At 48.3% G+C, this 25,135-nt stretch carries 20 protein-coding genes and 1 pseudogene; 7 read left to right on the top strand and 14 right to left on the bottom strand.

Annotation, left to right across the window (positions count from 1 at the left end):
* Positions 1 to 46 precede the first annotated feature (46 nt).
* Positions 47 to 999, bottom strand: a pseudogene (locus EL645_RS05570) (SDR family oxidoreductase).
* 220 nt (positions 1,000 to 1,219) lie between these two features.
* Here EL645_RS05570 and EL645_RS05565 point away from each other — a divergent pair.
* Positions 1,220 to 2,551: a putative glycoside hydrolase gene (locus EL645_RS05565; RefSeq protein WP_126549105.1), complete on the top strand. Its 1,332-nt coding sequence runs from the start codon at positions 1,220 to 1,222 to the stop codon at positions 2,549 to 2,551.
* A gap of 68 nt (positions 2,552 to 2,619) precedes the next feature.
* On the opposite strand, the gene EL645_RS40715 is transcribed toward EL645_RS05565, so the two are convergent.
* The 13 genes from EL645_RS40715 to EL645_RS05510 all read right to left on the bottom strand — a co-directional run bounded on the left by EL645_RS40715 (position 2,620) and on the right by EL645_RS05510 (position 17,895).
* Entirely contained in the window at positions 2,620 to 3,297 is a 678-nt protein-coding gene (locus EL645_RS40715) for a glycosyltransferase family 4 protein (protein ID WP_218031747.1), read from the bottom strand.
* Positions 3,294 to 3,425, bottom strand: a complete 132-nt coding sequence (locus EL645_RS43950; RefSeq protein WP_281276261.1) for a hypothetical protein — start codon at positions 3,423 to 3,425, stop codon at positions 3,294 to 3,296. Before EL645_RS43950 ends, EL645_RS40715 begins: the two co-directional genes overlap by 4 nt.
* Positions 3,422 to 3,853, bottom strand: a complete 432-nt coding sequence (locus tag EL645_RS40710) for a glycosyltransferase family protein (protein ID WP_218031746.1) — start codon at positions 3,851 to 3,853, stop codon at positions 3,422 to 3,424. The genes EL645_RS43950 and EL645_RS40710 overlap by 4 nt, the downstream gene beginning before the upstream one ends.
* Before the next feature lie 12 nt (positions 3,854 to 3,865).
* Positions 3,866 to 4,135, bottom strand: coding sequence for a glycosyltransferase (locus EL645_RS05555; protein ID WP_126549104.1), 270 nt, complete (start codon positions 4,133 to 4,135; stop codon positions 3,866 to 3,868).
* An 8-nt stretch (positions 4,136 to 4,143) separates the two neighbouring features.
* Entirely contained in the window at positions 4,144 to 4,905 is a 762-nt protein-coding gene (locus EL645_RS05550; RefSeq protein ID WP_126549103.1) for a glycosyltransferase, read from the bottom strand.
* A 78-nt stretch (positions 4,906 to 4,983) separates the two neighbouring features.
* The gene (gene asnB, locus EL645_RS05545) at positions 4,984 to 6,921 is read right to left on the bottom strand and encodes an asparagine synthase (glutamine-hydrolyzing) (RefSeq protein WP_126549102.1); all 1,938 of its coding nucleotides are present in this window, start codon (positions 6,919 to 6,921) and stop codon (positions 4,984 to 4,986) included.
* 22 nt (positions 6,922 to 6,943) lie between these two features.
* Positions 6,944 to 8,059 (bottom strand): asparagine synthetase B family protein, encoded by a 1,116-nt coding sequence (locus tag EL645_RS05540; RefSeq protein ID WP_246035519.1) that lies wholly within the window; start codon positions 8,057 to 8,059, stop codon positions 6,944 to 6,946.
* A gap of 35 nt (positions 8,060 to 8,094) precedes the next feature.
* Positions 8,095 to 8,409, bottom strand: coding sequence for a hypothetical protein (locus tag EL645_RS46315; RefSeq protein WP_503827026.1), 315 nt, complete (start codon positions 8,407 to 8,409; stop codon positions 8,095 to 8,097).
* Between the two features lie 711 nt (positions 8,410 to 9,120).
* Positions 9,121 to 10,509 (bottom strand): glycosyltransferase family 4 protein, encoded by a 1,389-nt coding sequence (locus EL645_RS05530; RefSeq protein ID WP_126549099.1) that lies wholly within the window; start codon positions 10,507 to 10,509, stop codon positions 9,121 to 9,123.
* Entirely contained in the window at positions 10,509 to 11,849 is a 1,341-nt protein-coding gene (locus tag EL645_RS05525) for a glycosyltransferase family 4 protein (protein ID WP_126549098.1), read from the bottom strand. The genes EL645_RS05530 and EL645_RS05525 overlap by 1 nt, the downstream gene beginning before the upstream one ends.
* 145 nt (positions 11,850 to 11,994) lie before the next feature.
* Positions 11,995 to 14,931, bottom strand: coding sequence for a lipid II flippase MurJ (locus EL645_RS05520; RefSeq protein WP_126549097.1), 2,937 nt, complete (start codon positions 14,929 to 14,931; stop codon positions 11,995 to 11,997).
* 35 nt (positions 14,932 to 14,966) lie between these two features.
* Complete coding sequence (locus EL645_RS05515) at positions 14,967 to 16,268, bottom strand: nucleotide sugar dehydrogenase (RefSeq protein WP_126549096.1); 1,302 nt, start codon at positions 16,266 to 16,268, stop codon at positions 14,967 to 14,969.
* A gap of 190 nt (positions 16,269 to 16,458) precedes the next feature.
* The gene (locus tag EL645_RS05510) at positions 16,459 to 17,895 is read right to left on the bottom strand and encodes a tyrosine-protein kinase domain-containing protein (protein WP_126549095.1); all 1,437 of its coding nucleotides are present in this window, start codon (positions 17,893 to 17,895) and stop codon (positions 16,459 to 16,461) included.
* Positions 17,896 to 18,687: 792 nt separating this feature from the next.
* On the opposite strand from EL645_RS05510, the gene EL645_RS05505 reads away from it, so the two are divergent.
* The 6 genes from EL645_RS05505 to EL645_RS05480 all read left to right on the top strand — a co-directional run bounded on the left by EL645_RS05505 (position 18,688) and on the right by EL645_RS05480 (position 25,124).
* Positions 18,688 to 20,349 carry a N,N-dimethylformamidase beta subunit family domain-containing protein gene (locus tag EL645_RS05505; RefSeq protein ID WP_126549094.1) on the top strand — a complete coding sequence of 554 codons (1,662 nt, stop codon included), beginning with the start codon at positions 18,688 to 18,690 and terminating at the stop codon, positions 20,347 to 20,349.
* Positions 20,350 to 20,597: 248 nt separating this feature from the next.
* On the top strand, positions 20,598 to 21,497 hold the full coding sequence (locus EL645_RS05500) for a polysaccharide deacetylase family protein (protein WP_126549093.1): 900 nt from the start codon (positions 20,598 to 20,600) through the stop codon (positions 21,495 to 21,497).
* Between the two features lie 35 nt (positions 21,498 to 21,532).
* Entirely contained in the window at positions 21,533 to 22,627 is a 1,095-nt protein-coding gene (locus EL645_RS05495) for a carboxylate--amine ligase (RefSeq protein ID WP_161977141.1), read from the top strand.
* Positions 22,624 to 22,848 carry a hypothetical protein gene (locus tag EL645_RS05490; RefSeq protein ID WP_126549091.1) on the top strand — a complete coding sequence of 75 codons (225 nt, stop codon included), beginning with the start codon at positions 22,624 to 22,626 and terminating at the stop codon, positions 22,846 to 22,848. The genes EL645_RS05495 and EL645_RS05490 overlap by 4 nt, the downstream gene beginning before the upstream one ends.
* Positions 22,845 to 24,083: an NAD(P)-binding domain-containing protein gene (locus EL645_RS05485; RefSeq protein WP_126549090.1), complete on the top strand. Its 1,239-nt coding sequence runs from the start codon at positions 22,845 to 22,847 to the stop codon at positions 24,081 to 24,083. The genes EL645_RS05490 and EL645_RS05485 overlap by 4 nt, the downstream gene beginning before the upstream one ends.
* A 57-nt stretch (positions 24,084 to 24,140) precedes the next feature.
* Positions 24,141 to 25,124 (top strand): polysaccharide deacetylase family protein, encoded by a 984-nt coding sequence (locus EL645_RS05480; protein WP_126549089.1) that lies wholly within the window; start codon positions 24,141 to 24,143, stop codon positions 25,122 to 25,124.
* Positions 25,125 to 25,135: the final 11 nt, after the last annotated feature.

Here is a 25,135-nt window from a genome sequence, read left to right as displayed (position 1 = left end):
TATTGAGGGCTCCCACTTTTTTGGTGCTCTGGTAAGCGTTTTTTTATTACACGATACCTACACGCAGGGCATCCAGCGTCTGCGATAAACCTTCGGCGAACTTGATCTGGGGATCATAACCGAGCAGGCGCTGTGCTTTACTGATATCGGCAAGGCTGTCTCTGACATCGCCAGGACGAGGATCGCGATAGTCGATGTCCGGACTGGTTTCTAATAACTCTCCGGCAATCTGTAGTACTTCGTTGAGCGAGATGCGCTCACCACAACCAATATTCATGGCCTGTCCTACCGCGTCTGGTGCCGTCGCTGCCTTGAGATTGGCCTGCACAACATTGGCGACAAAGGTAAAGTCGCGTGTCTGTTCTCCATCTCCAAAGACAATCGGCTGCTCGTGATTGAGCAGGGCGGTCAGGAAGCGAGGAATAACGGCTGCGTATTCAGACTTGGGGTCCTGGCGTGGGCCAAAGACGTTGAAGTAGCGCAAAGCCACGGTTTCTAAGCCATAGATGCTGGTAAAGACGGAGCAGAGCAGCTCTCCGGTTAATTTATGAACCGCGTAGGGTGACATTGGTGCGGTGGGCATCCCTTCGTGTTTCGGCAGGGTAGGTGTATTGCCATAAACCGATGAGGAACTGGCAAAGACCACTCGTCTCACACCTGCATCGCGGGCCGCGACCAGCACATTCTGGGTACCGTTTACATTGACTTCCAATGAGCGCACCGGATCTGCAATTGAACGTGGACTGAGGCCAGGGCCGCCTGATGAAAGATGACTTCAACCTCCTGCGCTGCCTGTGTGACTGCTTCGAGATCGCGAATGTCTGCCCGCACTATCTCGACGTTTCCAGGTAACCCTTTAAATGCTTGCAGATTACTCTCACGGCCAGTGGAAAAATTATCTAAGATGCGAACATTTTCTCCCTGTTTCAGGAGTGTCGCGGTAATGTGTGAACCAATAAATCCTGCTCCACCTGTAACTAAATAGCGTGCTGAACTCATAATAAAAACATGTGGCACTAGTACTTTCTATTAAGAAGAAAAGACTGTGCACATCCCCTTTCTTCGCATAAATTGAGCTTGTAACAATTTCTACTTTACCATATCGGGCCCAAATTGGCATATGCCGCCTGTTTATTGCTATGTTATATTTTATCTTGTAACTTGGACGGTTGGTATTGTATGAATATTGTTTTTTGTGAATATATAGAAGGAACCCCTGGTGTTTAGACGTCCATGTATTAAACGCTCGCTATCGCTATTTCTGGCACTCTGTTTGGCCGCCTTGTTAAGTAGCTGTACTCTGGCGACACCCACTTCTAGCAGGCCCGCGACTCCAGGAGATAGCCCTGCATCCGCGCCGGTTGGGCTGCAGGTCCCTGTTTGCCACTTAGCCCAATGCACTAATTTTAATCCTGTTAAAGGGACGCGTCCATTCATCGATACCAGTAAGAATATCCATTCGGTGCTGGTCTTTGATTATCGCGTGAAAGATCCCACGGCGATCGCCAACAACTATGATTTTGTTTGGGGAGCGCGCCAGGATCATATGGACGCCTATCGCACCGCTAATCCCAATATCGTCTTGAGCTACTATATGACGATCCATCGAGATGATGGTGCTTTCGACCAGAGTAATATTGGTACCCTGGCTTATTGGCAGCAGGTGCACCCCGACTGGATTCTGTATAAATGTGATCAAAAGACCCCGGCCCTGGAATATTCTGACAAAAATATCCCTTTTGATATTACCAATCCAGCGGTTGTGCAGTGGCAGATAGAGAACTATGTGCAGCCTGCCAGCGAGGCTGGTTATGATGCTCTGGCGGTCGATAATATCGATATGGAAAATATTTTTGGCGCCTGCGGCCATTTTGATAAACAAGGTCACTGGGTGCAACTCTATACGGGCAATAACAACGATGTACACTGGCAGACAGATATGGCGAACTGGGTTGTCCATATGCAGACTGTAGTGCATTCCTTACCACATCCTTTGCTCTTGATCGGTAATTTCAGCACCGGTGTCGTCACAGTTCATGCTCCAACCTCACAAACTGTTCTGGCACATGTCGATGGCGTGCTTAACGAAAGTAGCTTTACTCATTTTGGCAACCATACCCTGGTTGGCAGTGATTGGTTGCATCTGGTGCAGTATATTGATGCGGTCCAGGCTATGGGGAAGCCATTTTTTATTGTTAACCAGGTACAGAAAAAATTGGCGCCAGCGGATACCGAATGGATCTATGCCTCATATTTGATGTGCAATCAACGCCTGGCATCTATTAATATTTCAGGCTATAAAGCTTATGGCTATTCCAATGAATTTCCAGAATTAAAGGCAAATATTGGCAGCGCCAAGAGCGACATGTATGAGTCCCAGAATGCTTATTGGCGAGATTTCACTGGTGGCGAGGTCGTGCTCAATCCGAATAATATTGATACACAGATCACCACCAGTGGTTCCGCTACATATGTCGATCCCTATGGCAATAAGCTCGACCATAGCTTTACCTTACCGGCTTACTCCGCTAGAATCTTGCTCAGAAGCTAATTAACGCTATTCGGTTGCTGGTACAGAGATGTTATCAGCAACCGATGGCACTTCTGCCTCTATCGTTCTTACAGGCGTTTCCTGGCATCCTCAATACTGCTTTGCATCCCAGGCGTAAAGAGCCGCTGATAAGCGCGCACAAGATGTTTAGAGGTCTGGTTCCAGCTGAGCTCATCTTCGATACGTTTACGACCATAGGAACCCATCCGTTCCCTCAGGGCTGCATCTTCCAGTAAGAGCTCAATCTTATCCGCGAAATCCTCTACTCGATTTGCCGTTGCGTAGAGCGCCGCTTCCTGTGCGGAGTAACGCGTCTCCAGCAGATCAAAGGCTACAATAGGTAGTCCCATGGCCATATACTCCATGGTTTTGAGCATCGTACTGTGGTCATTAAGCTGATTGCTAGGATCGGGACAGAGACCAATGTCTGTGACGCTGAGATAGCGTAAGAGATCGTGCTTGCCAACCCAGCCAGCAAAGTGAACGTAGTCTGTTAGTTGTAGATCCTGGGTCAGATTTTTCAGCAAGCTTAACTGATCACCATCCCCCATTAGGACCAGCCCAATGTTTTGGCGTCCACGTTTATTGATCAGCTCATTGAGGGCGTAAAGCACATAATCGACCCCATCTTGCGAGCCCATGACGCCAATATAGGCCAGTAGATAAGGATGTCCGCGTTTGAGCTCTGGTTCAGGTGTGAGAACGGTAAAGCGGGTATCGTCTGGTCCATTGCGTACGACGATCACTTTTTCAGGGGGCAGCCGCCACGCTTGATGGCATTGCGTTTCTGTGATTCATTGGTTGTAATAACCAGGTTGGCGGTCTTATACGAGAGGGTCTCGCACAACTGCAGGCAACGTTGAATCAATTTCATGCGCCCCTGAAATTTGATGGCGAACATTTCTGGTGCCAGATCATGCTGATCGAAAATAAACTTCTTTCCCAGGAGACGATAGAGTACTCCAAGTACAAAAAAAGTGTCCGGGGATTGGCGGCATGGATGACGTCAAAACCATGGCGCAGCCAGACCTTGAAGCTTAAGCGCAGCGTATTGAGCATCGCTACCATATATTCGCGGATATAGTCGGTTGATTTGTTGATCGTAGTGTCGAGGGTGTAGCGGTAGATGAAGATACCATCCAGGCAGGCATAACTTTCGGTATCGCGTGTTTCGCCTCGTGGACAGATAATACTAACCTGATATCCATGCTGGCGCAAGGTTTGAGCCTCGCGCCAGACACGTGGATCAGCAGGAACCGAAAGATTTTCTACCAGGAGAAGCACTTTCTTATTCCTGGGCATAAGCTGTCTCCTTCACTGGTAACTCTGTCGTGGTTTGGCGGGAATCTTCAGGCCGCTGGCTTTCTCATAGACATCAATGATCCGCTGGGCGATCGCCTTACTATCCAGGTGTTGGGTATCAGCACGTCCAGTGGTGCGTTCTGTGTGGGCGAGGGCCACCTCAATTCCGGCGGCCATCTCTTCAATACTATTGGGCGTACAAACGGTGCAGCCCTCTGTACGTTCAATCACGTCACGCACATCGCCGACATCGGTGGCTACTACTGGAACGTTACAGGCCATGGCTTCTCTCACCACATTGGGGAGCCCTCGGCATGCGACGAAAGGATCAGGGCATTACTGGCATTCATATACTTTACCACCGTTGCGTGTGGCAGGCCCGTGGCCACTACCAGCTCAATATCAACCCCTTTGTCGCGTACACGCTCAACGGCTGCTTTCGCCAGGGCATAATTCTTCACCGGGATGTTAGGGTTATTGCTAAAGAGGACATAATATTTGTTCTGGTCCCAGCCAAGCTCTGCACGGATCTCTGAACGTGGCACAGGATGGAACTGCGAGAAGTTGACTCCATCAGGGATAACGTAGATTTTTTGTTGGGGACCACGCGTCTCCCTTTTCATCTGCTCCGACTTCACAATCACTGCTTCAACCCAGTAACAGAGCTGGCGACTCAGCATGGCCACAAAGTTACCTTTAGAGCTATGGCCTCCCTGGGCCGTCACGGTTCCCAGAATGTCATCTCCCAGATATGATGCTACCACGGGGATACCCCATTGGAAGCGGCAGATCACACACCATAGCCCATACTGTCCGTTGATCACGTTATAGCGACCGCTCAGGGCTGCACGCCAGATCTGTAAGAGAGCGGAGGCATAACGCAAAGGTGATGGGATACCGACCTTAGGATGGAGTACATCAACTTCTAGACCCGCCTCGATCAACGAGTCAACCTGGCTTTTGACAAAGGTGCCCGCATGCGGCTTTTCAGCCGTCGGGTAGATACCAGTGACCATCAGGACACGGAATGGAGTAACTGTTTTCCTGGGCATTCTATCGTAAATCCTTTCGGGATAGTAGGGCACGAAATCGACTGCTTACGCTGTCTCAGCAAGCTTGTAATTGCTTGCCTATACAATGGACGCATAGGATTCTTCCGCGAGCAGCTCTTCAACTGATCCCTGCGGTTTGTTCAGGTCAGGTGTATCAATGAAGATACGGAACCAGAGTTCCAGACTGGCCAGGGTGAAAATCTGAGCCTGGTAGTTTGTTTTACCGCTCAGGTGATCACGCACCATTTGCTCGATATAGGCGTTGTTAAAATAGCCACGATCGCGTATACGCTCTGAGAGCAAAAGCTTGCTAATCAGATCGCGTTGGCCCTCACGGAACCAGATGCCAGTTGGGACATTGAAGCCCATCTTTTTACGTGTCAGAATCTGCTCTGGCAAGAAATTGGAGAAGGCCTTTTTTAACAGGTACTTGGTTTTAAGCGATTTGATTTTAGCTTCAGATGGAATGCTGGCTGCATATTCAATAAGTTTATAGTCCAGCATTGGAATGCGCGATTCCAGCGAAGCCGCCATGGTCATCTTATCGCCCTTCATCAGCAGATTGTCCGGGAGCCAGATTTTTGTGTCCAGATACAACATAGATGAGAGGTCGTCGCGCTGTGGATTTTGTTGGAGCCAGTGTTGGAACTCGCGACTGGCATCCAGGTTAATGGCCATCTTGGTCTCATTAGCTAGCAACTGTTCTTTCAACGGACCATTGAAGATGCCGAACCAGTTCATCCAGCGTTGTGGTGCGGGTTGTGAGATATTGCGGGCAGCCGTCTTGAGTTTGCGCATGCTATAAGGTAAGCGCTCCAACAATGGTTGGATAACTTGATTGCGTACCGGAGCAGGCAGGATATGGTAATAGCGCGCCATCCAGTCCACGACGTATTTGGGATAGCCTGCAAACAATTCATCCGCCCCTTCTCCTGAGAGAACGACCTTGACGTGCTGGCGTGCCAGCTTGGAGACCAGGTAGACGCCCAGGTCGGAGGGCTCACTGACCGGCTCATCGCGATGCCAGGTTAATAATGGCCAGTACTGGGTGAGATCCGAAGAACTGACGACCAGCTCATGATGATCGGTGCCGAAGTGATCGGCCACCATACGTGCATAGGGAAGTTCACTATAATCAGGATGATCAAAGCCCACCGAGAAGGTTTTCACCTTATGTGACGTGAGTGTGCTCATAATGCCAGAAATAATGCTGGAATCGACCCCACCGCTCAACATGGCACCCACCGGTACATCGGCCATCATGCGCTCCTCAACGGCCCGGTGCACATGTTGTTTAATTCCATCCAGGTATTCTGGAATGGAGTGCTTCTCAGTCTTCTTAAAGCTGAAATCCCAATAACACTCTTCCCTCATCGTCTCATTTTCAAACAGGACCCAATGCCCTGGTTTCACCTTGGCAATGTTTTTGAAGAGGGTAGCTGGTGCTGGCACATAGCGGACGCTAAGAAAATCAGCCATGGCCTGCACATCTACTTCACGTTTAACCGCTGGATGTCCCAGGATAGCTTTAATCTCTGAGCCAAAGACGATATTGCCATTCAGGTGTGTATAGTACAGAGGCTTTTTTCCAGCCTTATCGCGTGCCAGCAAGAGACGCTGACGTGGTCCATCCCAGATCGCAAAGCCAAACATACCATGTAAGCGCGCCACGCAATCGACTCCATACTCTTCATAGGCGTGCACGATCGTCTCGGTATCACTATGAGTCTGAAAAATATGGCCTTTTTCCTGCAGATCTTTACGTAATTCTTTATAGTTCCAGATTTCACCATTAAAGACTATCCAGATATCGCCTGTTTCATTGCACATCGGCTGGTGGCCGCCGCTGAGATCGATAATGCTCAAACGGGCAAAACCTAGGCCGAGTGGACCATCGATGTGTGCTCCACTATCGTCTGGTCCACGGTGTTCAATTAAACGAGTCATTGCATCTATTATTTGCGGGGAGACTGGTTCACCGCTGTGTGCGTTATAAATTCCACAAATGCCGCACATAAACGTGCCCTTTCCTCACTCATTATTTTTTGATTGTATAAGAAGATGATCTTGTAGCTGTATTAGTTTTTGCTGCCGTCTGACCCGGTTCATCCATATAAGTTTGGAACCATAATTCCAGACAGAGTAGTGACCAGAGTACCTCACTATGATTGGTCAGAGTTTTGCCGCCTCCATCGGTGCGGAGCAAATTGTCGAGCATCTTCTGGTCGAAGATATTGCGCCCTTTTGCTTTGCTCGAGTTCAGTACATCATGGGCATAGCTCTGCATATCGGTGCGGAACCAATTGTTAATGGGGACTGCAAAACCGCGTTTAGGACGCTCCAAAATCTCGGGTGGCAGCAATTCACTGGCTACTTTCTTGAGTAGGTGTTTGCCATGACCCTCACGGATGCGCCCATTATTGACGCGCAGTGAAGGATTCAATGACGCCACATATTCTGCCAGGTGATGATCGAGCAGTGGAGCGCGTGTCTCCAGTGAATTGAACATACTGGCCTTGTCCACTTTGACGAGGATATCATCGGTGAGATAGGTCAGCGTATCGACATACTGCATGCGGGCAGTAGGATTGAGATGTTGTACGGCATGATAGAGGCCCAGGTGGCGTTCGAAGGGCATGTGTCCCTCTACCAGTTGATAGAAATCGTTACTATAGAGTTCTGCTCGTGTATAATCAGGGAAGAGCATCGCCGCCTCAATACTGCGTGTACCATAATCCCGTAGCCAGGTGCGCAAGCGTTTCTTGCCCCGCACATTATCGGGCAACAGATATGAAGCGCGTGCCATGGTACCACGTAAGAGGCGCGGGATCTGATAGATTTGATATTCACGTCGATATTGTTCATAGCCGCCAAAAATCTCATCACCACCATCGCCACTCAAGGCAACGGTCACATGTTCCCGCGCCAGTTTCGAGACATAATAGGTCGGGAGCATAGAAGAGTCGGCGAATGGCTCATCATAATCCCACACCAATTGTGGCAAGATCGATACCAGGTCGTATTTAACAAAGAACTCATGATGATCAGTGCCAAAATGTTGGGCTACTTTGCGGGCGTGAGGTAGCTCGTTGAAGGAGTCTTCTTCAAAGCCAATTGAAAAGGTTTTAACCGGCTGTGTCATCAATTTGCTCATCATACCGACCACCACACTGGAGTCCAGACCCCCGCTCAAGAAGGCGCCCAGGGGACTTCACTCATCAAGCGAATACGGGTGGCTTCTTCCAGTAAGTGGCGTGTCCGCTCAACGGCGGTCGCCTCATCGTCGTTGCAGGTATGGGCAAATGAGATATCCCAATAACGTTTCGTGCTGACCTTGCCATCCTCATAAATGAGCACATGGGCGGCGGGCACCTTCATAATATTCTTGAACATCGTTAATGGGGAAGGCACATAGCGATAGACAAGGAATTCGTCCAGCGCCAGCGGATTAACCTCACGTGGAACTCCAGCCTCCAGGATTGACTTAATCTCAGAACCAAAGATCAGTTTTGTCCATCCAGTAGTATTAAGCGCTTTTTACAAGCGTCGCGGCTGCAATAGACGTTGCGTTGATATCCAGATCGCAAAGGTAAACATCCACGCAAATGATGACAAATCATCGCTATTCTTCATAGCATGTAGAATGTCTCCGTATCGCGTTGGTGCGGATTGGTGGCCCAGTGTTTGCTGCAGTTCCTGGTAGTTATAGATTCGCCATGTGAAAACGAGTCAACTTACTGTGATCTCGTTAAAAATTGGCTGTTGGCTACCGGCCAGTATCAATAATAGAGAGCGGCGCATACCAAGCGCTGCTGTTGTACTCGTTGTCTACGCCATCACCGCAAGTCCTAGGTCCATCTGCCCGCATACATGATTTGGCACATGTATCAACGAAGTTTTCGCATATTCATTACATCACATTTAAAATGACGATCCAACTTGAATGACCTTCAGATATCTATGGCTTCTGGACACTTCGAGTGCGGACATGTTGCGGAGCGACAGGTTTGCTCAGTTCCTGGTAGTTATATAGATTCGCCATAAAAACGATCAACTTACTGTATCTTACGTTATAAAAATTGGGCATGGCTCCGGCAAATCAATAATAAAGAGGCGCGCATACCAAGCGACTGCTGTGGTCTCGTATGTCTACGATACCCACCCAGCGTCCCCTACGTCATCTGGGCCGCGATCGAAGATTTGGACATTGTGGTATCAACAAGTTGTTCCATTTGATTCCACATCCCATTTACAAATCCAATTCTCATTGAAGTGTATCCTTATTGGCGTTATGAGCGCTTTTGAAGGCGTGACATCTTCGGAAAGCTGTTGATTGTTTGTTGTGAGGCGCTGGTAAATCGATGTGTATAGGCTTAAAACATGTTCGAGTGTATATGATCTCTGGATAAGCGCACTGGCGGCTGCCCCATACTGTTTGGCTAGCTGAGGATCCTGCAGCAAGGTGAGCAAGGCCTGAGCCATCGCTTCGTAGTCTTCGCTTTTAACGAGCAAGCCATTGACACCATGTTCAATGACGTCCTCGCTACCACTGACCCGCGTAGCTATGCAGGCCAGACCGCTGCCCATAGCTTCCAGCAGGGCATTGGGCATCCCTTCCCAACGTGACGGTAGAATGCCGATCAAGCCTCGATGTAATTGTCCCGGTACATCGCTTTGCAGGCCTGCGAATTCCACACTCTCTTTGATATTGAGCGCGGCGGCTAATTGTTCCAACTGAGGTTGTACGGGCCCGCTGCCCACAATAACCAGGCGAGCATCCGGCTTTTGTTCTTGTACGATGCGCCAGGCCTGAAGTAGCACATCCAATCCTTTTTCCCAGCGTGCTTTAGAGACGCACACCACCGTGTTAGCCCGTTGTTCAGTGATGATAGTATCGGCGGCCGGGTGAAAGCGTGTGATATCGACGCCATTAGGAATAAGCTGCGTATCCAGCTCACCAAAGCCATTATCTTTTAAGTAGCGTTCCGAGCGCCTGCTAAGTACGATGACCACCGCATGGATATGCTTAAGCAAATTGAGTGTAAGGCTTACCACTCCCTTACCGGCCGATTTGAGGCCATAGAGATCACCATCTATCCAGGTTTTCCCATCGACCTGCAACCATGGGAGGGTAGGATCAAGGGGGCCAGCTAGCAATTTGGCCGCTTCATTCGTTTTGGTTGGCTTCTCCGCACCCGCGCTGATGACAATGATCGTCATCGGTTTTTTAGCGAAATAGCAGACAACAGCGAGTGGGAGTACCAGGAGACTGAACTGACAGACCTGCAAGACATCGAAATTCTTGCGCTCACGCCAGATAGTAGCAGCCATGACAAACATGGCCAGGAAATAGAGCAGGCGTTGGACCATGCGTGGTAATTTATCGCGTTTACCCAGCAGTGAACCAGCGATACGCTTCACAGGCACCCCTTTTAGCGTATCGGTGAGTGGCCAGGTATGTTTATGGCGAAAAGTAACGACCTGAGCTTGATAACCTGATTCGATAAGACGCTGGCACTGGGCCAGTGTCTGTGTTTCCGCGCCACCGACATAGGGATAAAAAGTAGTAATAGCAATACAAATACGTGGTTTATGTTCCATCATTAACTTTCTCCTACGCCCTCCAGAACCTTAGAAGGGGTTGGGGACTCCTTATGAAGTATTTTACGATAGAAATCTATAAATTTATCAGCAATATGAGTCATTTGATAGTCGCGTATGACTGTCTCGCGCCCGGCTTTAGCTAAACGTTGAGCCAGCTCTGTATCGGATATTAAGCGCCGCAACGCTATCGCCAGTTCGGCTGGTTGTTCTGGTTCTACCAATAATGCATTAACGCCATCCTCGACGATATCCTCACTGCCACTCACATTGGTCGCGATAGAGGGTATCGCGCAGCTCATGGCCTCCAATAGTGCATTGGGCATCCCTTCCCAGCGTGATGGCAGCACAAAGCCCCAGCAAGTATGGAGTAGGTTAACGACGTCCTTGCGCGATCCCAGGAAGACCACACTCTCTTCTATATCTAACTCTCTGGCCAGACGTTTTAGCTGCTCCTCCGACTGTCCTGTTCCAGCGATCAGCAGGCGTGGCTTTAAGTTTGCCCGCCAGGCGTCCGGCTCACTCAGCATACGTTTCCAGGCATGGAGCAATACATCCACACCCTTTGGATATTGCAGGCGCGCCACACACAAGATATCACGCTCAGGTTTATTAGGATCAGGTCGTAACTCAGGGGCAGGAGCAAATTTTTCAATTTCGATACCATTAGGAATATGTACAATTTTTTCACGGCGAAAGCCATTTGATGTCATATAGCCGAGACTGCGACTGCTAAGAATTTGGTAGAATGTATCGGATTTTTTTAAGAAATTCAGGATAAGTCCGCCACCAATAGCTGTTTTGCGCATATGTTGCATATCACCCACCACCACATCCGCATAGTCCACCTTCAAGAAACTGGTGTCAGTGAGCTTACCAGCCAGCGTATCCAGCATCAAAATGGCCTCTTCAGGTTTAGGTTTTTTACCAGGTCCTGTACTGGGGATGCTCACAATAACAGGTTTTCCGGTTATTTTTCCCAACAGTGCAGCCACTCCCGATAAAGGAGAAAGCTGGATACTATGCAAAATATCATAGTGCTGGCGCATCCGCCATAGTTGTAGGAACATCAGGAAATCTATCGGGATATGACCTACACGACCAACACGTAATCTGCCACGTCTATTAAAAGATCCACCAATACGGATAACTGGAACGCCATCCACCAGTTCGGATTTTGGCCAGGTTTTTTCATGTTGTAGTGTCACAATAACGACTTTATGACCCAATTCGAGGAGTCTATGAGCCTGTTTGGCCGCGCGTGTCTCCGCTCCTCCAATAATTGGTGCATACAAGAAAGCGACCATACAAATACGCAGTTGATCCTGCGATTGATTTTCCACGGAATTTCTCCTTAGTACGCTGCAAAAAGCAATCGTGAAAGCCGTTTATGGCGGCGCGGCTAGACGCGCTTAAGCGACATTAACGATTGCTTTTTACCGCTAGCGGTTTCCCTGGTCAGGGAATGGTATATTGCTATTTTCTTACTCAGACCGTCGCCAGTTCTTCCTGTTCGGTCAGAGCATTTTCTTCATTAACAGGATCAACCTGTTCCTGTACTTCAGACTCAAGCGTTGTGCTTGACGGTTTTTCATTATCCCAATAGCGAGCAAATGGCAGCGCCATCAGAATAAAGAAGTAGATACCAACTCCCTGATTCCAGATGTCATTCGACTCGTATCCCTGGATAACAATACTTACCAGCGTGCCGAAAGCAATCGCCAGTAACAACTTTTGATCAAAGCTTTTACCGGTGAAGTACTTCTTCAATATGCACCAGCCGAAAGCGAGAAAGCCGAACAACATAAGGATCAGGCCGATGATGCCATGCTCAAACATTGCTTCCAGATAGATATTGTGGGCCGCGGTTGCAATGACGCCGCCACCAAAACCAACCTGTAGCTGGGTGAGCAATACATCCGAAGACTTCAGACCATATCCCAGGATCTGTGCGGGATCAAAGTGATCGATCAGTGCCTGCCAGAGATAGGTGCGCCCATTGAGCGATGAGATATCGCTATTGGCAAAGCGGCTCAGGATAGGGATATTGGCCAGTGTGGTGCCTAGAAAGACCAGGCCCACGATAGCAGTACCAGCACCAAAGGCAATGCCACGCATCTTACTAGAAGGCAGGAATAGCACAGTAACCACCAGCCCAATGGCTACGGCGAGCAATGTACCTCGATTAAAGGTAAGTCCCAGTGCTACCATCAGCAAGAGTAAGACAGCGATGCCTGCACATATTTTCAGGAAGCTACGCATCGTAAAGATACGATAGATAGTGATCGGAATGAGCACCGAGAGATAGAGACCCAGGGTTGGTGGAGTATCATAGAAAATCGAGCTAATACGGAAGTAGCCAGTAGTTGGATCAACCACACCATGCTGCTGGGTTGCGAAGCCATACAAGCCATAGAGCGCGATAAAGATGGCCGGCGCAATCATCGCATCCACAAAACCGAGCAACTTTTTGCGCGAATCGATTACCAGCACAACCAGAACACTGACCGCCAGGAAGTCCAACTGGGTCGTCCAGATGGTCATAAATTCCTGCAAGGCAATTGGCGAAATGCCCATACCCAACAAGATCCAGATGAAGTAGAACAGCCAGACCGGGAGCGCTGGTAGACGCTGAAAGGCCTCTTTGGTTGGAACATAAAAGAGGAGCAAAAGGGTCGGTAATGTTAAGCCAGAGAGCAGGTTGTTACCATTAAATAATGGCAGGTTTGAGCCGATAAAGACATTAATACAGGCCCAGGCCAGAACCAACAGATACTGATAGCGTAAGAGCGCGAAAACAACGAGAGAGCCAAAGGCAATACGTACCGTAAGGGTACCATTCTGCACGGCACCAGCAGCCCCGGCTGCAAAAACGGCCAATGCAAAGACGATTTGCAGTACCTTTTTGCGGAAAGCATGAGTCAGGCCAAAATCTCTCATACCGCTTTCCTTCCAGTTGACCCACTTAATGTAATATTGACCCATTCCCACCTTCCAGAGCATATCTAGCAATTCTTTGGGTGGGGTTAGCAAATTCAAATTTCCAATCATCATGCGTAGTGTAACCAGCAAAATGATCATGGTGCAGAAGTAGTAGAGGGAGGTTCCAAATGCGATACCGAACCCTCCCCATATGCGCCCAAAGTAGGCATCGAAGGCGGCATTGGCAAAGACGCTAAAGATGCTCACACCCATCAAGACGCGTGTTTTGCCCAGCGCACTGAATGCTCGTGACACAATGAAGCCGATGGCGGTCGGGAGCAGACCGATTGATAGGCCAACCAGAATCCAGGAGGTTGTATTAGCATCCTTCGCTGTAAAATGGCCGTGCTCAAAGATGACAGAAACAATCAGGCGGGCCCCAAAAGTCATGAAAATGGTCAGGGCCAGCGTAGCTATGCCCACTATCCATAGATAGAGACGGAGCGTTCCTTTGAAGGCCCTCATATCTTTGATGGCGGCCTGGTTGGCTAGATAGGGCAGGGCGGCCCGACCGACGGCCGCGAACAGCACGCCCGTAGGTACACCATTTAACTTGAGCGCGTTATTCAGCGCCGCGATGGTACCCGCGCTTTGATACGAGCTGAAGATAGTATCCACAAATGGACTTGCCATGCTGATCAAGCCGCCGAAGAGCGCCGGCCAGGCCGCGCTCATGATCGGTTTTAGTTCAGGTAATTTCAAATTCAGCACAGGTCGATAGACGATCTGTGACTTATGGGCGCGGTAAATAATGACACCCAGTTGCAGCAACTGTCCTAGCAGCGTCCCAATACAGAGCATCAGTACGCCAAAGCTATTGCCACCGACCAGCACGACGGTAGCCGTGGTCAGAGGCGTTAGCATACCCGCATAGGCCGGCCAGCCAAACTTGCCTTCAGCATTAAGGAGACACTCCATAAAGCTATTGAGTGTCATCAGCGCCAGTACTGGAAAGATAAAGGGGGTCAGATCCTGCGCTATTAACAGGGTCGAGGCGCGTGTTCCTGGGGCCAGGAGCGTCATCAACTCTGTTTTGAAGAAGAGCAGAAGAATGGTGATCCCAATAGAGAGCACGATCAGCAGGTTGAGCAGCGTGCTAAAGAGTTTGGATGCCTGTTCACGCGTACCCTTGGTACGGAGCCGTGAATAGACAGGGATGACCGAAGCCTCTAGCGCGCTGGCCAGCATCGGTGCAAGCGTTGTTGGAATAAGGGATGCCACATAGTATGCATCCATATGTTGATCTTGCCCAAATTTAGCAGTTACCACCACCTGATTCAAGAGACCCATAACGCGAATCAGTAAGTTGGCTGAGGCAAGACTGAGTAGAGCCCGGAAGATATTTTTATTGGCAGATTTTATCTTGACAGCAACCAGCCGAGCACTTGTTGTGCTCAGCAATGGTTGACTATCATTTCTGCCGTTGCCCAAAGATTGAGACATGTTTCTTAACCGTTCTATCAATGATAATCATGGGTCTAAAGTCTGAAAATCTTGGCGTCTTGAAATCCCTTGGTCATATTGCGCGTATCAACGATAGAGCGTGCCTCCTCAACGATGGAAGAGACATCGTAGTAGTCATGATCAGTTACCAGCACAATACAATCCGCGGCCTGTAACAGTCCGCTACTCACAGGTTGTGAATGAAGGGTGCGGCCCTGAAGTGTAAGTGAAGGCACATAATCATCGTTGTAGAGAACGACCGCTTTGTGTGTGAGTAGATCCTGAATAATATCCAGGGCTGGTGATTCGCGCACATCGCTGACATTGCGTTTATAAGCGACACCCAGTACCAGCACGGTCGCACCATTCAGGCTACGACGCTGCTCATTGAGTGCGGCCATAATTTTGTTTACCACATAGTGTGGCATGCTACTATTGATCTCGGCTGCCAGTTCAATGAAGCGCGCATTATAATCCAGAGTCTTTAGTTTCCATGAAAGATAATGTGGATCGACTGGTATACAATGGCCGCCCAGGCCAGGGCCAGGCTGAAAGCGCATAAAGCCAAACGGTTTGGTCGCCGCGGCATCAATAACTTCCCAGGCGCTGATTTTCAGTTTTTCACAGATAATAGCGATTTCATTGACCAGGCCGATATTGACGGCGCGGAAAGTATTTTCAAGCAACTTGGTCATCTCAGCCACCCGAGCCGATGTTACAGGCACAATCTGTTCAATGGCGGCTCCATAATAAGCCTCGGCTAGCTCTGTACAGGCCGCGGTAATACCACCAACCACCTTGGGTGTATTTTTGGTGCCGAACTTAGGATTGCCCGGATCAATGCGCTCGGGCGAGAAAGCCAGGAAGAAATCTTCTCCAACCTTTAATCCAGTGCTCTCCAGCTCAGGGAGTAGTACCTCATCCGTTGTGCCCGGATAAGTGGTGCTTTCCAGTATGATCAGTTGTCCTTGTTGCAGATGGTCACGCACCTGCTGGGCCGCTGAAATAATATAGGAGATATCTGGTTCCCGTGTTTTGCGCAGTGGAGTAGGTACACAGATACTGATCGCGTCAATCTCATCGAGTGCGCCGAAATCAGTGGTAAACTTCAATATGCCAGCAGTAACCAGCTTTTGCAGCTCACTGCTCTCAATATCAGAGATATAACTTTGTCCTTCATTGGCCAGATCAACTTTTTTCTGGTCTACGTCAATACCTGTGACCTGAAAACCTGCCTCGGCAAAAGTTACGGCCAGGGGGAGCCCCACATAACCGAGCCCGATAATAGCCACACGTAATGAGCGCGAGGAGATCTTCTCCATTAGCTGATTTTTCATTAACCTTTGTTTCCCTTTTATATCCTCAAAACATTTTCGCAAAAGCACAAATATTCTCAATGAGAAATTTTATATAATGTTGTATTTCACTACTGTACCTGACATGGGAGGCTGGTCTAGCTCCATGTCAGGCCAAGTGTATCTCGCTGCCTCGACTCTACCTACCACACATCATTGCCAGGTTTTATGCTTAGCGTTTGTTGTTGGCAGAGGGGAGAATAGCAGTATTGGTTGCATCGATTGCATGATTGACAGGTGGTGTATTAGGCGGCATGGACATGGCTATATCTGCCCGCGGGCGCGATTGGATATTGCTCAGATAGTCATGCACCTGACCAAACTCAGGCCAGTTACTCTTATTGAGCGCGACACCCAGAATACGCGTACCTGTTCGATTGAGAGCCTGCTTTGCCCGTACCATTGCTTTGCGCGGGGTGTGTGAGGCATCAACGACAAGGATTGTTACCTGCATATAAGCCGCCATAATTTGTGCATCAGCGATAGGGAGCAGGGGTGGGGTATCGAAAATAACATAGTCAAATTTAGGTGTATTGCGGAAATGATTGAAGAGCTGACTGGCCAATTGTGACTGCAGCAACTCTGATGGATTAGATGGAAGTACGCCAGCAGTCAGTACACGTAGCGAAGGGATCTCGGTTGGCTGACCGTCTAGTTCCATCTCAACCTGGGCCCACATCTCTAAGAATGCATTTGAGAGGCCCTTTTGATTATTTAGCTGGAAATGCTGATCAAGGACCGGGTGGCGTAAATCAGCATCCACCAGGAGCACTCGTTTACCAGACATAGCCAGGAATGAAGCCATATTGGCAGCAATGGTGCTTTTTCCTTCACCTGCCATTGAGCTGGTTACCATGACTAATTTAAAGGGGCGCAACATCTGTGCCATGTTTAGATTAGCACACAGGATACGACACCCCTCAGCGAGCTCTGGAGTTTCCTCCGCGTTGCGCGAGCGTTGCTTACGAGAAAGTTCAGGGATAATGGTGAGCGCATCAATACCCAGTAGCTTGTTTACTTCTTCAGGAGCAGTCAATCTATCATCTATCCATTCAAATATAACAATAATTGCCAGTGCCAGACCCAGACCAACCAGCGCGCCGATCAATGAATCCTGCGAAGGACGTGGCCTGACCGGGTCCGTTGGAACCACTGGATCGATGATATTAAAGTTTGCCTGACTACCCAGGCGGGTATTTGCATAATCGGTAAAACTGCGTGCTACCTCTCTGGAGAGTTGAGCCGCCAGCTGAGGATCACTGCTATCTACCAGAATATCAATAATAGGGGTATTGGTGCCGGGTTGCGTCTTGACCATGCCGCTCAGCTGCTTGAGTGTCATATTATGTTTGGCGGCCACCGGACTAAGAACATTAGGGTTCGTGATTAACTGGTTAAATGTTGGTTGCTGAGCAATAGCCGCTACTGTACTATCGTTTTGTGACGTACCCGCCAGGGTAATCAGTAAGCGCGTTTGTGCCTCATAGACGGGTTGCATCAGCAGTTTAGTGACGAGATAAGTTGTACCGCCACAAATAACCATACCAAGTATTATGACCCATGCCCAACGTTTTGCGAGTAGTATATAGCGACTTAGCGTACTCCGCATTGAAATACCGTCCTTACCAGGTTTTTAGTCATGTATAAGATGACAATGTCAGACTTCCACAAAATTGTCTATCGTGTAGTACTAATGAATAAATTTGCCTATGATACAGCAACAACATGATGGCTAATTTTAATTATATTCTTCTTAGAAGATACCTTCTATAGATGAGAATCAGGTTGTCACTGGTGTTGAGAAGGCGTTGAAAATAGTACTTCTTTGTTGAGATAATGACCCCGCAGGCGTTATTTTTTTGATCCTCCTATTTTATGGATTGAGCTTAATTAAACCAATTTCATACAACTTCAGGGATTGGTGGCTTTATTTACTTATCCTACGAGCTTTGCTGCATCTTTCTATGTCTTCGTTGTCAGGATGATGCCACAATAGTGAACCGTCAATATATATTAACGGCTTAGATGTCATTCGTGTCGCCACGCAATACTTTTTACCCAAATTTCATACTTTGCACAGTATAGTAGATAACGTTTAGATAATGTAGCGATGGGGAAAATATTCCTACCCTCGCCTGTATTTCTTCGCATGAATGTGGTGAATTGGTAAATCTTAGCTCATGAATTTCTCCACACTTTTACCGGATGATTCACTGATTCTCCACCAATATAAACATCTCTTCATCACGACAGCTATGGTATTTTTGTAAGGGGTAACGTATTATTCATTGCTCCATCATTTTCTGATGCTATATTCTAATGGAGAATATTCTCTTACTTGTATTGTATTCTTGTAAAGAAATAAATCGATGTTAAAAAGAATGAATGCGGAGGATCCTGCATGAAATTTAAGTCTGTTGTCACAATTGTGACTATTTTTATCATCGCAGGAGCTCTGATCAGTTTTTATTTTTTATCGCCATCGTTATCATCTGGTTCGAATGATCAACAGTATATGTTGAACGATAGCACTAATGGCACTGCTGGTGGACCAGATAATGCGATAACGCGTGAGAATGCACTGACTGGCACAACATCTTGGAAGATACCGTCAGGATATGAGTCTTCCACACAAATCCAGGGCTATGTGGGGGCCACCTCTGTAAAACCGGGGAAGAAACTGATTTTCTATGTCAGTACCCAGATTCCTCAGACTTCATATCGCATTGATATTTTTAGACTGGGATGGTATAGCGGCCTGGGTGGACGCTTAATGACCTCGATTCCCAACCTGTCTGGACAGGCGCAGGGCTATTACGATAGCGTTGGTGCTCATCTTGTGAATTGTGCTACCTGCACCATTGCGACGGATAGCGGCCTGGTTGAAACGCATTGGAAACCATCGTATACTTTGCAAGTCCCTAAAGATTGGACGACGGGGATTTATCTGGCAAAATTCACCGATGCTAACAACAAGCAATCCTATGCACCATTTGATGTACTAGGATCAACAAGCTCGCAATATATTGCGGTTACACCTGATACTACCTATGCTGCCTATAATGACTGGGGTGGTTCCAGTCTTTATGGTGCGGACGATGTGTTCCAGGGTACGACAGTAGCTAAAAGGGCTGTCAAGGTCTCGCTAGATAAGCCTTATGATGTGGAGAATGGTTCCAGCCAGGTACTGGTATTTATCGCTCAGACGGTGCATTGGATAGAGCAACATGGCTATGATGTTTCATACGCCAGTGATCTTGATGTGCAGGCCAATACCCATCTCCTGGATAAACATAAGGCCTATATTTCTCTTGGCCATGATGAATATTGGACCAAGAGTATGCGTGCAACGGTGGAGAATGCTCACAATAAAGGGATTGGTTTAGCTTTTATGGGGGCGAATGCCATCTACTGGCAAATGCGTTTTGAGCCTGATTCAGCCGGTGTTGCCAACAGAACCATCGTATCATACAAGGTGCAGACCAGTAATCAGGACCTTACGCGTGATCCAATGTATGGTAAAGATAATTCAGTCGTAACCAGTATGTGGCGCGACCCTGTTGTAAATCGACCCGAGAATGCCCTGGTTGGCATCTTGTTTTCTAATCTCACCCACGACCAGAATGGTTTTCCCTGGCGTGTAGCCCCTCAGGCTGCTTCGTTGCCTCTGCTCAAAGGTACTGATCTACAACCTAACCAGGAGTATGGCTGTGGGGTAGTTGGTTATGAATGGGATCGAGCTAACTTGAGTCCTAATGGCACGCCTGCCAATCCATCATATAGTAGTACCACGCCAAAAAATTTGCATGTGATCAGTTCATCGCCTACTGTTAGCAGTGAGACCAAGCAGACCGATGTTAGCAATTCGGCTTATTATATCGCTCCCTCGGGAGCGCTGGTCTTTGCTACCGGCTCAATATATTGGGAGACAACACTAGACAATTATCGAGCACATGTTGATCCTAAGTGTGGAGATAAAAGTACAGCGGTACCAGGGATGCAGGCATTGATGGCAAATGTCATGGCCGCGCTGGTGGTGAAGCATAATCCCAATAGTTTTTAAGCAAAGCAGCTATTTCTTTCGTAGAACGGAACAGCTGTTGTGCTAATTGGATGAAGGAAGCATCCAGACTATCTTACAATTGACAATGAGGGAAAAGGTTTTATGCGTAAAGCAGCACGCGTATTGGTTGCAGCATTTTTCTATTATAGCGGATTAGTAGGGCTTAGTCGCTGGCGCATGCGCCAGCGGGGCCACGCCTGCTTATTTTAAATTACCACCGTGCGAGCCTGGGTGATATCCGGCAACATATGCGCTATTTAAAGCGCTATTATCGTGTCATGCACCTCGAAGAGGCCCTGGAAGAATTGTATGGGTTGCATGCGAATGAAAAGCAATCGTATCGGCAGCGTACACCTGTGGTGATGACGTTTGATGATGGCTATCATGATAACTACACCCATGCATTTAAAGCGGCCGTTGAATTACAGGTCCCTATCACAATCTTTTTGATCCCAGGCTATATCGATAGTGGAGATTATTTCTGGTGGGGTGAAGGCGAACGTCTGGTAAAGCAGACCCGGCTAAACGAATTTACTTTTGACGGCCAGACATATCACCTGCAACAGCCTGAGTCACAAAAGGCTCTGGCACTCTTGATCGATATGCGTTTGCGCACTGCCCATTCGGTTGCGGAACGTGAACAATTTTTGACACAGATGCGACACAATTTAGCCATTTCGGTGCAGGAAACTTGTGGAAGAGATGTAAAAGATGTTAATATTCCTCTGTCATGGAATGAGGTTATGGAAATGCAGGAAAGTGGTTTTGTCTCCTTTGGGGCTCATACCATGCATCATCCTGTACTGGCATACTTATCTGATCCAGCCGAAATGAACTACGAAGTTGCTGATTGCCGGAAAGTACTGCAAGAACGTCTGGGAAAGCCGATCCGCACATTAGCCTATCCAATCGGACGCGACGAGCATATTGGGATGGAAGCCATTAAAGCTGTACGTAGGGCGGAATACACCTGGGCTGTTACAACTACTAAAGGTGTCGCGACCCCAGAGAGTGATCCCTATCGCCTGGAGCGTGTGCTGGTAGAGGTGCGTCGCCACTGGCTCTTGATCGCTGCCGAAACTTCAGGGGTCTGGGGCATATTTGCGCCACTCTGGAAACCTTTTACTAATAAAAAAGAAAATATATAACAAAATAAAAGACTGGTCTAGCGTTGAGGTGTTGTGTGTTACATCATTCATCTGAGGCAGATAGTATTGATACAATTCAATCTAATCTGAGTGAGCAAATTAATAGTAATATTGAGCGTACCTCGAATGCGTATGATGCTGTGGTGTTGGATGCCGCTTTGCGTCAATCACTGGTATCGGTACGCTCATTAGGGAAGCGTGGATTAAGGGTTGCTGCTCTGGAGGCAGAGCACGCTGTGCCAGCTTTCTCCTCACGCTGGTGCCAGCAAGGAATTATCTGTCCCGGGGTTGCCGGAACTGAGGCCTATCTTAGCTTTCTTGAACAGTGGCTAGAGCATAGTGGGGCGCATGTGATAATTGCCTCTTCCGATAGCACGGTCGCGCTATTACGCCAGCACCGGGAACGCCTGGAAAAGCGGGTACAGATTGCACTTGCGCACGATCCTGCTCTGGGAATTGCCATCAACAAAGAGCAGACCCTGGATGTGGCCAGGCGACTGGGATTGGGCATTCCACGTGGAGCGACCGTCAGCTCAGTGGATGAGGTTACGGCGGCGCTTAAAGAGATCGGCTTACCGGCCGTCATCAAGCCTGTTGAATCCTGGTTATGGGATGAGGCGCAAGGCGGTGGTGCTCGTTTTGCCTCACGCCTGGTGACCACCGCTGATGAAGCACGCAGGGCGGTTGAAGAATTGACACAATTGGGTGGCACAACCTTATTTCAGCAATTTTTAACTGGCCGCCGTGAGGCGATAAGTATCATGTATGCTAACCATGAGGTCTATGCCAGTTTTGCCCAATGGGCCAGGCGTACAGAGCCTCAATTAGGCGGTACTTCGGTTCTGCGTCAAAGTATTGCCGTTCCATCTGATATTGGCAAGCAGTCCGAGCAACTGATACGTGAGATTGACCTTGAAGGTTATTCTGAGGTCGAATTTCGCCGCGACCAGGCTGGCGTTCCTTATCTGATGGAGATTAATCCCCGCTTGTCGGCCTCTGTGGAGGTGGCCGTACGTTCAGGTGTCGATTTTCCTTATCTCCTCTATCAATGGGCGAATGGTGAAAAAATCGATAAGATTCATTCTTATCGTGTCGGGAACTGGATGCGCTATCTCAAAGGGATATCATGACCACAATTGAAGCCTTGCAGCAACGTGGCCGCCCCGGTGTAACCCCACCCGGCCAGGCCGTATTAGATTTTACCCTCTCTTTCTTTCAACCTATGGCTTATGACTATGTCGATTGGAATGATCTGACCCCTGCTATAAAAGCATCAACGGAGTTTACGCTTGAGTGGGTGGGAGGGGCTATTGCCAAGAGGTTATCACGTATCAAAAGGAGGTTTTCATGAGCGTTGTGTCTGACTTACAAGAATCTCAGCAATCGACTCCGGTAGCGCAATATGATGTCATTGTTGTTGGTGCTGGACCTTATGGTCTAACTACGGCAGCCCATTTGATTGGCAAAGGATTAAATGTCGCTGTCTTTGGCAAGCCAATGGAATTGTGGACCAAACATATGCCAGCTGGAATGTATCTACGTTCCCACTGGTGGGCAACCAATCTTTCTGATCCCCAAAAAAAGTATAGCTTCGCGCGTTACTTAAAGATGAAGAACATACACAATCCCTATCCTGTTCCGCAGAAACTTTTCCTGGATTATGCTTTCTGGTTTCAGAAAAATGCGGTACCCAATGTAGATGAGACCTATGTGACCTCGGTTAAGCGGCAAAATGAACGTTTCATTGTAACATTGGAGGATGGGCGTGTACTTCAAGCAACGTCGGTTGTGATGGCCATTGGTGTCTATTATTTCTGCCGTCGTCCAGAAGAATTTAGCGGCTTTTCCAAAGAGCTGGTCTCACATGCCTTTGACAATGGTGATTACAGCAATTTCAAAGATAAAAACATCCTGGTTCTGGGTGGTGGACAAAGTGCCGTTGAATATTCTGCCTTGCTTCTGGAAGATGGAGGCGCGGCTGACGTACACCTGGTGGCCCGCCGTCCGATTAACTGGTTGCCACGAGATCGCCATGACGAACGTTCGTTGTGGGAAAAGATCCAGGCTCCATCGGCCGGTATCGCTCCTGGTTGGGAAAACTGGGTATTGGAATATATTCCATATCTCTTCCATCGTTTCCCTCAGGAACGCAAGGATCGCTTCATTAAATCGCACTATAATGCTGCCGCTTCTGACTGGCTGCGTGAGCGCGTTTTAGGTGAAGGCAAGGTTAAAGTGCATGAGCGCACGACGATCAAAGAATTAAAAGAGCAGGATGGCAAACTGGATGTGTTGCTTTCAGATGGCCAGCGTTTGCAGGTCGACCATTTATTACTGGGTACAGGTTACGAGGTCACGGTAAAGAATCTCTCGATGATCGATCCAGGCTTGTTGTCCCAGATTCAAACAGATCAGAATATTCCGATCTTAAATAACTGGTTTGAAAGTAGTGTGCCAGGATTGTACTTTATTGGTTTAAGCTCTGTCCGTACCTTTGGTCCATTATATCGTTTCGTTGTGGGTGCGAAAGCTGCTGGGAAACGTGTAGCCGCTGGAGCCGCACGCTATGTGGCTCGTCAGAGATAGGTAGAATGCAAACAACACATTTGCTGTCAGCTGTATTGAGGGTGGGAGGGATTGGTCATGTATGAGCGGATGCGTATAGTAATTGCTGCGATCTTTTTTTATACTGGACTGACATATCTGGCTTTACGTATTAAAGAACGTTCAGACCGGAGGTTAATTATTCTCAATTATCATAATGCGGATGGCTCTCTGGAGGCGCATATACGTTACCTGCAGCGTCACTACCGGATTATGCATTTGGAGAAAGCTCTGGAAGAAGTCTTTACGCCAGAAGCGAGTTCGGCTAAAAGAGATCGTCGTCGCCCGCTTGTTCTGACATTCGATGATGGTTATATTGATAACTACGCAGAGGGATTTCGACTGGCGCAACGCTATCAGGTCCCAATAACTATCTTTCTGATTCCTGGTTATGTGGAGAGTGGCTGCTATTTCTGGTGGCTAGCGGCCAGCAAGTTGGTCAGCCAGATTCAATCCGAGCAAGTGACATTTGATGGCCATGTCTATCAAATGTCACAGCCACATGAACGCCAGGCGTTGATTGATAGCATCGATGGAAGAGCGCGTCATGCCACCTCGATTGCTGAGCGAGAGCAATTTCTCTCAGAGGTCCAGTTAAGCTTGCAGGTATCGCTACCTTGTCGGGGAGCAGGTATAAACGATAGTAATTTGCCAATGACCTGGGACCAGATTCGCGAAATGGAGGCCACTGGCCTGGTTTCGTATGGAGCCCATACCGTCAATCATCCTATTCTGGCTTATTTGTCAGATCCGGATGAAGTTTTGTACGAGGTCCAGGATTCTCGTCGGCTTCTAGAAGAGAAACTGGGTCATCCTGTGCGTATGTTTGCCTATCCGGTGGGGAAGATGCAACATATTGGCGAGCAAGGGATTGAGGCCGTTAAGTCTGCCGGTTTTACCTGGGCTGTGACGACCCTGGAAACACTCAATACCAGGGAGTCCAATCCCTTATTATTAGGTCGTATGCCGGAGATACGGAACTTAATTGGATGGTTATGGCAGCAGAGCTTGTTGGATTATTAGGCATTGTGTCT

It is taken from the genome of Dictyobacter kobayashii, from assembly GCF_003967555.1.
Lineage (GTDB): Bacteria > Chloroflexota > Ktedonobacteria > Ktedonobacterales > Ktedonobacteraceae > Dictyobacter > Dictyobacter kobayashii.
The sequence above is the reverse complement of the archived record's forward strand: the minus strand, read 5'-3'. Positions and strand labels throughout refer to the sequence as shown.